Genomic DNA, 14,454 nt, shown 5'->3' with positions numbered 1-14,454 from the left:
GTGATGTATGAACAGTTTAACCTGTCCGCCAAGAACCCGATTATTAGCAATCATATGGTATACGGGCAACAATTATTGCCTGGACTGGCCTATATTGACCTTATCTACCAGGTTTATAAGAAACATCACTATGCATTCGACAAACTTGAGCTTCGTCATTTAAGTATATATAATCCGCTCATAGTCGAACGGGATGTTACTATAATTCTCGGCATTCAATGTGATGAGGCTTCTCCTGGTAGATGGAAGATTCGGTTGGAGGGACAGAATCGTCGTAACGGTATGGAAGAACCAGAGCAAACACTTTATGCCACAGCCGAGATGCATGCAAGAGATCAGGTGTCATACTCGGAAACGCTGGATTTAGGCTTCGTGAAGGGGGCAGCAAACCGTGTGCTCCCCATCCATGACATTTATGAAGAGTACCGAAGCCAGGAGTTGGTGCATACCGGATTTATGAAGGCGGAAGGCCAGATTTATGAGATGGATACAGCAGCAATTCTGGATCTTTCTATTAGTCGGGAAGCGATAGCCAGCTCGAAAGAGTTCTTATTTCATCCTGCTCTGATCGACGGCAGTGGCGTAGGGGGCGGAAGAATGTATGCTCCTTCTGCCCAAGAGGAACAGCGCTTGTTCTTGCCTCTGAGTTATGCCGTTTTTAATGCTTCGGAACCGCTCCAGGAACGGTGTATTACAAGGGTGCAGAGGTCGTCCGTTCTTCATAAGAATGAGCTGATGTTTTGGACGATGGAGTTTTTTAACGGGGATGGAAAAAAAGTCGGGGAACTGAAAAACTTATCTACGAAACTGGTTCGCGATGCCGGGTTGATCCATCCGGAGCGGAAAGGGTCCCTTTCATCATCTCAGATCACGGAGCAGCGCAAGCCACCTCGGGTCAGCTCCAATAAGCAGGTTCAAATAACGGGTGCCGACGAAACGGCACCCGTTATTTCGATCGAATGGTTCCTACGGCAACTCATGGCGGACACGCTTAACTGTAAGGTGGAAGATATCCATCCTGAATCCGGATACTACGAGATGGGACTGGATTCCCCCGGATTGTTAGAGATTGTGAGGGCGATTGAGACCAGCATTAATATCTCGTTATCGCCGACTTTGTTGTTTGAGTATACAACAATTGCCGAGCTTGCTGCTTATCTCGAAGAAAACTATGCTTCAAAATTCAAGCAATCCGAGGCTGCATCGGTAATATCCGTAACTGATACCGCTTCAGATCCGGAATTTCAGAGTTCATCTAAGCGCTCGTTTTCCGGTTCCAATCTTTCTGATAATCCGCCAACGGAAGGAGACGTTGCCATTATCGGTATGTCCGGCCGATATCCCCAAGCTAGAAACCTTCACGAATTTTGGAGGAATTTGCAGGAGGGAAAGGACTGCATAAGCGAAATTCCAAAATCCCGCTGGGACTGGAAGACGATGGATGGTATAAAATCAGCTGGCGGGAAAGCGATGTCCAGATGGGGGGGATTCATAGACGATCCGGATTGCTTTGATCCGAAATTTTTTAGAATATCCCCTCGTGAAGCAGAAACGATGGATCCCCAGGAAAGGTTGTTCCTGGAAACTTGCTGGGAAGCCATTGAGGATGCTGGATATACCCCTAAATCATTAGTCCCGCCCCGAGGTAAAAATAACAGGCGGAAGGTAGGCGTCTTCGCGGGTGTGATGCATAAGGATTATTCCCTGGTGGGCGCAGAGGCTGCTTCCCAAGGGGAAGCATTCCCACTTTCGCTGAATGCAGGCCCTATTGCCAATCGGGTTTCATATTTTTGCAATTTCCATGGCCCCAGCATGACCGTGGATACGCTATGTTCATCTTCCCTCACGGCCGTTCATCTGGCGATGGAGAGCTTGAAACGTGGAGAAAGCGAAGTTGCATTGGCCGGTGGGGTGAATTTATCTCTGCACCCGTCGAAGTATATGACATACGGGTTGTGGGGGATGCATTCAAGTGACGGTTATTGCCAGACCTTCGGCGAAGGAGGCGACGGCTACGTTTCAGCCGAAGGGGTTGCGGCAGTCCTCTTAAAACCATTAAATAATGCAGTTCGAGATAATGACCGAATCTATGCGGTTATAAAAGGCAGCGCGATCAACCATGTAGGGACTGTGAGCGGCATTATGGTGCCTGGCCCAGTGGCACAGGGGGAAGTGATCGCTGATTGTCTCGAGCAATCAGGCATAAACCCGCGAACGATCGGTTATGTCGAAGCTCACGGTACAGGCACCTCGCTGGGGGATCCTATTGAGATCGAAGGGTTAATGAAAGCCTTCGAGTTGTATACCCGAGAACGGCAGTATTGCTCGATTGGTTCAGTAAAGTCCAATATTGGCCATGCGGAGTCCGCCGCGGGAGTTATCGGCCTCCAGAAGGCAGCTCTCCAAATCTATCACAAAACACTGGTTCCATCCCTGCATTCCGAGCAATTGAATCCCTATATTGATTTTGAACAATCTCCATTCTATGTGCAGCACACCAAGGAGAAATGGAAACAACCTGTAACCATGGACGGCATGCGCAAGATTAGCTATCCGCGGAGAGCTGCGTTAAGTTCTTTCGGAGCCACTGGTTCAAATGCCCATATGATTCTAGAAGAATACATAGGTGCGAAAGTAAGCGATACAACGCAGGCGAACCATGGACAAGAGCGACCTATGATTGTTCCTGTTTCGGCTAAAAATGAAGAAAGGCTCAAAACCTACGCAAAAGAGATGCTCGATTATCTGTTAGGATTGCCTGAGAGCGAGCCGGTACAGCAGGATGAAGAGCCGGGATATACAGTCGACCTACAAGGTAAACTGAAGGAATTATTAGCTGATATCATGCATGTTCATGAAGAACTCATTGAACTAGATGTTCCATGGAGTGAATATGGAGTTGAGCCTGTTCATATTCGATTATTAAAGGGAAAAATTCAGGATGAATTCCTCGTTGAGATCGATGATCAGGAATGGGGGCAGAGAAGCACGATTGCTTCCGTAACCGCTCATCTTCTGAATGAGCACCCAGAAGTGATGGGGGCTCCTAACGTTGGAACTGATCATGATGGCGGATCCGATGATCAGGACAAGCGGGGACAGAACCGCTCGATAATCTCCATCGAAGATGTGGCTTATACACTGCAAGTCGGACGCGAAGCCATGGAAGAACGAGTGGTGTTTGTCGCTCAGGATATCCTCGAATTGATTCAGGGGCTTCAAGCTTTTCTGGACAATAAAGAACTTAAACACGGCTTTAGAGGCAAGGCCAAGTTAATGAAGGATTCAGCTGCATCCTCCTCTGCAGGTGATAGGAATAAGCAGTCCGTCAGCCAATGGATCGATGAGGGGAATTGGGATGAATTGGCTGAAGGGTGGGCTTCGGGCATGGAGTTAGATTGGAATTTATTATACGGCGAGAGCACCAGGCCTTCCCGGATCAGTTTACCGACCTACCCGTTTGCACGGGAGCGTTATTGGGTACCAGCTGCCGGAAAACCAATCGTTGCTGCGACTGCTGAAGCAGGGATACACCCTTTGCTGCACAAAAACACGTCCGACTTTACCGAGCAGCGATTTAGCAGCACTTTTAGGGGAAATGAATTTTTCTTATCCGATCATGTCGTGAGGAAGCAGAAGATATTACCGGGTGTTGCCTATCTGGAGATGGCGCGTATGGCAGTCATGGAATCCCTTGGCAGCCGAGCGGAGCATCATACGGGAATCCGCCTGAAAAATGTGGTTTGGATTCGGCCTGTCTCCGTTGGGGAGGAATATGCTGAAGTGAATATCCGACTGCTTCCCGCTGAGCATGGAGGGATCGTTTACGAAATATATAGTCAAGTTCAGGAGAGCACAAATTCGGAGCCTGTTGTACACAGCAAAGGCAGTGCCGAGCTGCTACCAGCTGCTGGAACGAAGGATGTCTTGAATATTGAAGATTTGAAGAGGCATTGCGGCGAACAGTGCTTCTTATCCTCCCAATTCTACGAGGTCTTTCATGAGATGGGGATGGAGTATGGCCCGGCCCACAGGGGAATAGAGAAAGCGTATGTAGGTGCGGGACAAATATTGGCTAAGTTATCCTTGCCGTCATCCGTTTCTAATACCTTGAAGGGGTATGTTCTCCACCCAAGCCTAATGGACTCAGCTTTACAGGCGACGATTGCTTATTCTATGAATTCTGGCGGCATGCCCCCGGTTTCGGTGAACCCGGTGATGCCTTTTGCCCTCCAGGAACTGGATATTCGGGGGGAGTGCACGCCGAATATGTGGGCATGGATACGAAACAACGATAAGGCTGCAAAGACAGGTTTAACTCCAAAGCTGGATATCGATATATGTGATGATCAGGGCAATATTTGTGTTCGTATCAAAGGATTCTCAACAAGGGTGCTGGAAGGGGAGCTTGAGGCCAGCAGTCGGTCTAATGCGGCTACACAGGAGGCAATGGTACAAACGCCTGTCGGAAATATACATCTTGTGCCAGCATGGGAGGCCGTTCCGGCAGAGAATGGCACATGGCAGGCGCATGATTCCGATCATGTGATCTATGTTGGTGGGGAAGAGAATAGGAGCATGATTCAACAGATGTACCCGCGGGTTCATTTTTTTGATTTGAATCCAGCAGATACGATATCAGAAATTGCTGCAAAACTAGAAGCTTTCGGCATAGTTGATCATATCGTGTGGGTTGCTCCTGCAGGTCCGTCAACTTCCCTGGAAGATGAAAAACTGATTGAACGACAGGAGCATGGCGTTATCCCATTGTTCCGCTTGATTAAGGCGTTCATTGGTTTGGGTTATTCTGCCCGCGCCTTGGGATGGACAGTGATCACATTTGACACGCAGAGGGTTAACGAATCTCGCAAGGTCGATCCTTCGCATGCCGGCATTCACGGTCTGGTAGGTTCAATGGCAAAAGAATATCCGAGCTGGAATATCCGAATTATCGATTTGGAGGCCGGCCGTCCGTGGCCTGTATCCGATATATTCACTCTCCCTGCTGATCGGCGCGGACACCCTTGGGTGTACCGGAAACAGCAGTGGTACCGACAGCAGCTCATACCATTGAATGCTCCTGCAACGGTGGAATCAAGCTTTAGGCAGGGTGGCGTATATGTCGTAATTGGAGGGGCTGGCGGTATCGGCAAGGCATGGAGCGAGTATATGGTTCGTGCTTATGGAGCCCATGTGGTGTGGATCGGCCGCAGACAGATGGATGAACATATACGGGCGGATATGGATAGAATCGCTCGTTTTGGACCCAGACCCGTCTATATCTCAGCAGATGCAACCGATTATGAAGAACTCAGAGCAGCTTATGAAAAAATAAAGCAGACATATTCGCGAATTAACGGTGTCGTGCATTCGGCGATGGTGCTGTCGAATCGAAGTCTCCTGGACATGGAAGAGGATCAATTCAGATCAGGGCTATCGGCCAAGATTGACGTGACCGTACGGATGGCCCAGGTTTTCCGTAAGGAATCATTGGATTTTGTTATGTTCTTCTCTTCCTTGATCGCTTTCATTAAGAATCCAAAACAGAGCCACTACGCAACAGGCTGTACGTTCAAGGATGCGTTCGCACATCGGCTTTCGCATGAATGGCCGTGCAAGGTGAAGGTGATGAATTGGGGGTATTGGAGCAGCGATGACGCTTCTGCTTCAGAGGATGTACAACAGCTGTCCCGGATCGGGATGGGACTCATTGAGCCTGAAGCTGGCATGAGAGCTTTGGAACGATTGGTTTCCAATCCGATTCATCAAATGGCGATGATTACAACGACCAAACCTCTTATCGTGGAAGGCATGAATCCTAAAGAGCGCATCGATATCCGATCGGATAGCATACCGTCAGTGATCAACAAAATTAGGGACTATAATTCGGGAACAGCAGATCGGCTCCAGAACATGAATGAGGCCCAGAGTTTAAATAAGGAAATGATCAGCCTTCTATCAAGAATGCTGCTAAGTGAGCTATCGTCAATGGGATTATTGGAAAAGGATACGAAGTCAGCCGAGAGCAAAGCCCATATTGGAATCATCACAATGTACCAAAAGTGGTTTGAGGAAAGCTTGCGCGTCCTTGTGCAGCATCACTCCCTCTATCAGGATGGTGAAATGTACAAAGTAACCGATCCGTTATCCGTTGATAAAGCCTTGTTATGGAAGGAATGGGAACTGAAGAAAGTCGAATGGCTGGAAGATCCGAGTTTAAAGGCATGGATGACATTAGCTGAAGAGGTCATGCTTGCATTGCCTGAAATTCTGACAGGTAAACGCCTGGCCACCGATATTATGTTCCCGAATTCCTCCATGAACCTAGTGGAGGGCATCTATAAAAATAATCCCGTCGCCGATCATTTCAATGAAGTTCTTGCCGATACCTTATTGGCCTATATGGAGGAACGGATCAACGAATCTCCTGCCGTTAAAATCCGGATCATTGAAATTGGTGCCGGCACGGGAGGAACGAGCAGCAGGCTTTTCCAAAAATTAAAGCCTTGCAGTGATTATATCGAGGAGTATTGCTACACCGATATTTCCAAAGCGTTTTTATTATTTGCTGAGAAGGAGTACGGTCCGCACAATCCCTTTTTGACTTATAAAATATTGAATGTTGATGCGCCCGTTGCCGGCTCGGACACCCCTTTGGGTGAATTCGATATAGCTATTGCAACAAATGTGCTTCACGCGACCCGAAATATCCGCCAAACTTTACGCAATACCAAATCCGTCCTGAAAAAGAACGGTTTGATTCTAATCAATGAGCTGAGCGATAACCGATTATTTACGCACTTAACCTTTGGACTCCTGGAAGGTTGGTGGCTTTATGAAGATGCACCTTTACGCATTCCTGGTAGTCCGGGTCTGTATCCCGAAACCTGGAAGGACGTGTTGGAGTCCGAGGGCTACGAAGCGGTTTTTTTTCCGGCAAAAGAGTCTCATGAATGGGGACAGCAGATCATTGCGGCAAGTAGTAACGGGGTGGTCCGAGTAAAACAGGTGCCCTATTCAGACAGAGCCGATGCAGAGGTCAAACGCACGTTTAATCCCAAACCATTTGATACGAGGGACAGGTTAGAAACGATTGCCGCAGTGGAAGAGCAGCCTCGAGTTAAGAACGTTGCCGCTAAACAGGCTAGCACGGTTATGACCGAACAGATGCTGGAAGATCATGTGAAGGAGACCATCATTGAGAAGCTTTCCGAGGCATTAAAAGTAAATAGGAACGAAATCGAATTGGAGGAGTCCTTTGCCGATTATGGTCTGGATTCCATTATCGGGGTTCATCTGGTACAAGTTCTTAATCAAGCCTTACGCATCGAACTCGATACCACGAGTCTCTTTGATTACAGTTCAGTTAAGCAGCTTACAGCTTATATTTTATCGGATCACAGGGATGCAGTCGCTGGCCTGCTTGGGCAGAATTTAAAGAAACCAGTCGCCTCTGATGACAATCGGCGGGATATGCCTGAATTAGGTGAAGCAGCATCGCCATCTTATTCCAGTCGGTTTATCAACAAGAGTTCCTTATCAGGCAGGCAAGCACCTGATCTCGTTAAGCATGAGGTCGCTCCTGTGACACCCATGAACAAAGAACCGATTGCCATTATCGGAATGAGCGGAAAGTATGCTAAATCAGCTAACGTGAATGAACTATGGACGCACTTGTCCAACGGAGCAGAACTTATTGGAGAGTCTCCGCGTTGGGATCTCTCGGCACATTATCCGAAAGTGGCCCAGTATTGCGATCGCGGAGGTTTTGTAGAGAATATTGATCAGTTTGACCCATTCTTTTTTAATATTAATGGTCTGGAAGCCAGCTATATGGATCCTCAGCAAAGGATATTTATGGAGGAGTGCTGGAAGGCACTGGAGGACTCAGGTTATGCCGGATCCAGGATTCAGGGACGCCATTGCGGCGTTTATGTCGGCTGCCTTGGAGGTGCGGGCGATTATCAACAGCTCTTCGGAGATGATGCGCCGGCGCAAGCATTCTGGGGCATAGCTGGATCGGTCATTCCGGCACGGATTGCGTATTATCTTGATCTCAAGGGACCGGCCATCGCCATTGATACGGCCTGTTCCAGCTCATTAGTCGCCGTCCATATGGCATGTCAGGGGTTATGGTCAGGCGAGACGGAAATGGCATTGGCTGGAGGCGTGTTTATCCAGTCTACGCCATGGTACTATTTGAGCACCAACAAAGCGGGAATGCTTTCGACAACGGGCCACAGCTATACTTTTGACGAGCGTGCTGACGGATTTATCCCGGGTGAAGGGGCGGGCGTTCTAGTACTGAAGCGTCTTCAGGAAGCGATACATGACGGAGATCATATTTATGGAGTCATTCGCGGATCGGGAATGAACCAGGACGGAACGACGAACGGCATAACGGCGCCAAGCGCCGTCTCTCAGGAACGCCTGGAACGAAACGTATATGATGCCTTCCAAATTGATCCCGGCGACATACAGGTTATAGAAGCTCATGGAACGGGCACGAAGCTGGGAGACCCCATTGAGTATCAGGCACTAACGAAGGCTTTTAGAAATTATACCGACAACAAAGAGTACTGCGCGATCGGCTCGATCAAGACCAACATCGGGCATGCGGCCCATGCGGCTGGCGTCGCGGGAATCATTAAGGTTTTGCTGTCTTTGAAGCATAAGCAAATTCCGCCTACGCTAAATTTTGAAACGGGGAATTCGAATATTCAGTTTAAGGACAGCCCCTTTTATGTAAATACGAGCCTCAGGGATTGGGAGAAAGGAAGGAGTGGTAAAAGACGAGCAGCCGTGAGCTCCTTCGGATTCAGCGGAACTAACGCCCATATTGTTATAGAAGAGGCACCGGAACTAACAGGGAGTCATACCGACAAACCGGGATATCTGATTGTGTTATCTGCACGAACGCCTGAGCAGCTGCGCAAGCAGGCGAATCAACTGCTGGATTTCTGCCAAGATGACAGGCAAGCAGACTGCGGAAACCTTAGCTATACCTTGTTGGCGGGAAGAAAGCACTTTAACAACCGCTTAGCCTGCGTAGCTCGGAGCTTGGATGAGTTAATGACATTCCTTAGTAAATGGCTGGCCAGAAGCAAGGTACCACAGGTTTATGTGTCGGAACTGAATGAAAATGATCGTCGGGAACAGCCTTCCTTAAAGCGATACGGAAACCAATGCATCCAGGAATGCCATTTGGTCGAACCCACCGAATATGTGGAGCGGCTAACAACGATTGCTGAGTTATATATTCAAGGATATGGGCTTGATTATGAAGCGTTGTTCTCGAATGAACGCTATACCATCATATCTCTGCCAACCTATCCCTTTGCGACTGAACGCTATTGGGTACCGGATAAAAAAGGCAAAGGCAGCTCTTCTATTGAATCAGCCCCACAAGGGCAGGCCATGCTGCACCCTCTGCTTCATCAGAACACATCGGATCTTTCGGGAGTCCGCTACAGCTCGACTTTTAACAGAGACGAACCTTTACTGGCTTCAACTGATGTCTCAGGAAGGAACACACTCTCGGGGATGATATATGTGGAGATGGCCAGGAAAGCAGCGGAGTTATCGGGGGGAGTTTTCCTTGACGCCCATGAAGAGATTCAGATCAAGGATGTGGTTTGGTCCCAACCGGTTGAATTTGTGGAAGAAGACTTGCAGCTCCATATTGATATCTTCCCGGATGCGGGAGACCTTTCATATGAAATCTACAGTACAGCGGACAAGAATAGCATAGATCCGGTTATACACAATCAGGGACGGGTGTTGACAACGGCCCTTCAAAGCAAGGCATTGCGGGCTGATATGAGTCTTGTACAGGCACAATGCAATGTGAAATATTTCTCAAAGTTTGAGTGGTACAAGGTATATGTGGAAGCAGGAATAATTCATAGTCCTCAACAGCAAGTGGTAGAGGAGATGTTTATCGGACACCACCAGCTGCTCGCGAAGCTTTCAATGCATTCTGCTTTTCGGGATTCATCCCATCATTTCATATTGCATCCAAGTCTAACCGAGGCTGCTATGCAAGCGACGATAGGCCTCTTGCCAGATTGGGATGAGCAAATGGGTAGCGGAATCGTGAGTTCTGCACAACCGCTATCCTTGCAGGAGGTTCATATGATCGGTAAGCCAACGCCATTGTCATGGGTTCACGTACGAAACAGTGCGTATGGCGTTCAGGGGACAAATATCAAAGTTGATATTGACTTCTACGATCATCACGGAGCGTTATACGCAACCATGAAAGGACTTACAGCGCGATTGGAGAGCAACGGACAGCATACCGTAAAACACGCAAAGGTTGGAGGAGGATTACAAATATGAGAAATCAGGATGCTCTTTCAAGTTCAAAAGGCTCAGTTTCTGCTTCAGGGGTCCAGATGTTTACACCGATCTATAAAGAAACAGAGACCATGAATGGTCGGAATCCGTCGAGTTATGTCCGGCATCTAGCCATCTTTTGTGAGATGGATCATTCAACCTTCGAAAGTCTACAGAGCGGGCTGACAGGCATCGAGTGCCTGATGCTTCAGTCACCTTCTTACCTGGAGATCAATCAACGCTTCCAATCCTATGCACAGCAGTTTCTTGACCTCGTAAAAACGATAATGGAACAGAAAGTGACCGGCGAGGTGCTTATTCAACTTGTGGTGCCGGTTCAGGGTGAGCAGAAGCTGTTCACCGGACTTTACGGCCTCCTACGAACAGCCCGTATGGAAAACCCGCGATTAAGCGGTCAACTGATAGAAATAGAACCGGACGTAGAGGCATCAATACTCGTGCAAATGCTTAACCGCAGCAAGGGGTTGGCAGTAGATATCATACGCTTTGATCAAGAAAAAAGGTGGGAGGCAGGGTGGAATGAAGTTATTGTTCCGCCGGTGGAGGTGAGCATTCCATGGAAAGACAACGGGGTTTATCTGATTACCGGAGGCGCAGGTGGACTCGGACTCCTGTTTGCGGAAGATATTATCCGGCGAGTTAACGCTCCAGTATTGATTCTTACCGGTCGTTCTGTCCTATCTATGGATAAAGAAGCCAAACTTCATGAGATGAGAGCAACAGGAGCCAGAATCGAATATAAACAAACGGATGTGTCTCTTAAGGATCAGGTAGAACTCCTGATTCATGACATCCTGGAGGAATTCGGAAGCCTGCATGGGATCATCCATGGTGCAGGTGTCGTTTGTGACAATTTCATACTTAAAAAGACCGGGGATGAATTGGAGCAAGTGCTGAATCCCAAAGTGTCAGGGACGACATATCTAGATTCGGCCACCAAGGATTTGCCGCTGGATTTCTTTATTTTCTTCTCGTCGATCGCGGGCTGTTTCGGCAATCCGGGACAAGCGGATTATGCTGCTGCCAACGCATATATGGATGCCTATGCGGCGTATAGAAACGGTCTCGTAGCAACCGGACTGCGTCAAGGCCAATCGTTGTCCATCAACTGGCCATACTGGAAGGATGGCGGAATGGAAGTTGATGAAATAACGGAGAAATCGATGATGCAAAGCTGGGGAATGATGGCTCTGGACACGAAAACCGGTATACAGGCTATGCATCAAGCACTGGCTTCCGGTCATGATCGAGTCCTCATCGTGTCAGGTCAAGTAGATCAGATCAGAGAGAGGCTGCTACCCGGTCCCACTCCTAAATCAGCAGCTTCTGAACCGACGAAGCGTCACCAAGTCGATGAGGGCTTGTTAAGAGACAGAACGGGCCGTCAACTCAAAGTCCTCTTTGGAGAAGTGACACAACTCGAGGTTACCCAATTACATGTGAATGAACCCCTTGAGAGTTATGGAATCGACTCGATCATGATCAACCAATTGAATGCAAAAATGGCAGTGATCTTCGGGGAGCTTTCCAAAACATTGTTCTACGAGTACCAGACATTAGGTGAAGTCCTTGATTATCTGACTGCCGAACACACGGAACGATGTGTGTGGTGGACAGGGCTGGGAGAGCAGAGTGAGGAGGGATCTGCAAGACCATCGGTGGATCCTCGTTCCGGTGAACCTTTTCCTGTTCTCGTTTCATTCCGTAAAGAGAAGAACCGTTCTACCCGCTCTCCAATCCATAAACCTGAGCTCAAATCGCGAGAACCCATTGCTATTATCGGTATAAGCGGACGTTATCCTTCTGCCCGCAATCTCAACGAATATTGGGAGAATCTTAAGGCAGGCAAAGATTGTATTACCGAAATACCTGGTGACCGCTGGCCGATGGAAGACTTCTTCGATTCGGATCCACAGGAAGCAGTGGCGCAAGGCAAGAGCTATAGTAAATGGGGAGGGTTTTTAGAGGGATTTGCGGATTTTGACCCTTTGTTTTTCAATATTTCTCCCCGTGAAGCCATGATGATGGACCCTCAAGAGCGCTTGTTCATCGAGTCCTGTTGGGAAGCGTTAGAAGACGCGGGTTATACGCGGGAGCAGCTGGCGATCAAGCATAACCGCCGGGTAGGCGTTTTTGCCGGGATCACGAAGACGGGTTACGATCTGTACGGCCCCGGTTTATGGGAGCAGGGGGAACATGTTAACCCGTACACCTCCTTTAGCTCAGTTGCCAACAGAGTTTCGTACTATCTGAATTTACAAGGACCCAGCATGCCGATTGATACGATGTGCTCATCCTCTCTGACCGCGATTCACGAAGCCTGTGAGCATCTTCATCTGGGAGAATGTGAAATGGCGATCGCAGGCGGTGTGAATCTATACTTGCACCCTTCCAATTATCATTGGCTTAGCGTTCAACAAATGCTCTCGAAGGATGGCAGATGCAAAAGTTTTGGCCAGGGCGCAAACGGATTCGTTCCTGGTGAAGGCGTGGGGATCGTTCTTCTGAAACCTCTGTCACGTGCAATTGCAGATGAAGATCAGATTCATGCCGTGATTAAAAGCACCAGTACGAATCATGGCGGTAAAACCAACGGCTATACTGTACCCAATCCTGTAGCGCAGGGAGATCTCGTCCGTGCTGCACTGGATAAAGCAGGAATAAATGCAAGAGCGGTCAGTTATATCGAAGCGCACGGAACAGGAACCGATCTCGGCGACCCCATTGAAATAACAGGGCTTACCCAAGCATTCTCCATAGATACAGGGGATACTGGGTTTTGCTCCATCGGTTCAGCCAAATCCAATATCGGCCATTTGGAAGCGGCAGCCGGCATGGCCGGTCTAACCAAAATCGTCTTGCAAATGAAGCATAAGATGCTGGTACCCAGTCTGCATGCCAAAGAACTGAATCCGAACATTAACTTTGCCAACACGCCTTTTGTCGTCCAGCAATCGCTTCAGGAATGGCAAAAACCGGTGATTCATATGGATGGAGAGCTTATAGAGTTTCCTAGGATAGCGGGTGTCTCGTCCTTTGGAGCAGGCGGTTCCAATGCCCATGTCATCTTGGAAGAATATACGCCTGAGGAGACGTATCGCCCGGCCCCGTCTTCTCAAGATGGTCTTCCTGTGGTTGTTCCGTTGTCAGCCAAAAACCAATCATGCCTTAACGAGAAAGTGAAACAGCTTTTGGAGATGATGGCTGAGGAGATTTTATCGGATAGTCAGCTCCTTGATATGGCTTACACTCTTCAGGTTGGGCGAGAAGGCATGGAAGAACGGATTGCAGTCGTTGCGGAATCGATTCAAGATCTTCGAGCTAAGCTAACACGTTATGTGACGGGACACAACGATATTGATGGACTCTACAGGGGACAGATGAAGCCGGATAAAGAGCAACAGAGTATAGAAGAAGCGGATTCATCGATGGAGAAGCTGGTACTGGAGCGGAATTTTCATAGCATCGCCATGATTTGGGTTCAGGGCCTGCGCGTGGATTGGAATATCCTGTATAGGAATGGCGTTAAACCACGCCGTCGAAGTCTGCCCGTCTATCCCTTTGCGAGGGAACGATATTATATTGCAGAGCATCAGCTGATTAAAGAAGGCGTTGTTTCATCAACCCGGAAGTCGCTCGTGGATTCTGCGAATGCGAATGAGTCTGCAAGGATGGAGATGGATGGAAGCTCCAAGGAAACAATCCACGAGGCAAGTCATCGAAGTGCTGTGTCAGGTAAAGGCTGGCGAAGAGAAATGAGAGGCATGAGCACGAAGCAGTGCATTGAATGGGATTTGAAGGAGCAGATCGGTATATTGCTCCAAATTCAGAAGGGTAGGCTGGACAGCGAAATCAATCTTGCTGACTTTGGCTTTGACTCCATAAATTTAACCCATTTGGCGACCAGGCTGTCTAAGCATTATGGGGTGGAACTAACACCTTCGGTATTCTTCGGTCATTCCACGATAAGTAAAATAACGGAGTATTTGATGAAGGAGCACCAAGAAGCACTTGCCGAGTTTTACTATGAGGCTGACGAGCACAGGCCTGCAAAGATCGCTCCCCAAGCACGCCCCATCGCGCAGGCAAAGATGA

General features: G+C 48.5%; 2 protein-coding genes (1 of these 2 running past the window's edge). Both read left to right on the top strand.

Going from position 1 to position 14,454, the window contains the following annotated elements:
* Positions 1–3: 3 nt before the first annotated feature.
* Positions 4–10,341, top strand: coding sequence for an SDR family NAD(P)-dependent oxidoreductase (locus PAEVO_RS12220; protein ID WP_243390868.1), 10,338 nt, complete (start codon positions 4–6; stop codon positions 10,339–10,341).
* On the top strand, positions 10,338–14,454 hold the start of the coding sequence (locus PAEVO_RS12215) for an SDR family NAD(P)-dependent oxidoreductase (protein WP_100537790.1). 13,886 nt of this gene lie beyond the right edge of the window; only the first 4,117 of its 18,003 coding nucleotides appear in the window; the start codon lies at positions 10,338–10,340; its stop codon lies beyond the right edge, outside the window. Before PAEVO_RS12220 ends, PAEVO_RS12215 begins: the two co-directional genes overlap by 4 nt.

The sequence above is a fragment of the Paenibacillus sp. GM2FR genome (assembly GCF_002803325.1).
GTDB lineage: Bacteria > Bacillota > Bacilli > Paenibacillales > Paenibacillaceae > Paenibacillus_AQ > Paenibacillus_AQ lautus.
The sequence above is the reverse complement of the archived record's forward strand: the minus strand, read 5'-3'. Positions and strand labels throughout refer to the sequence as shown.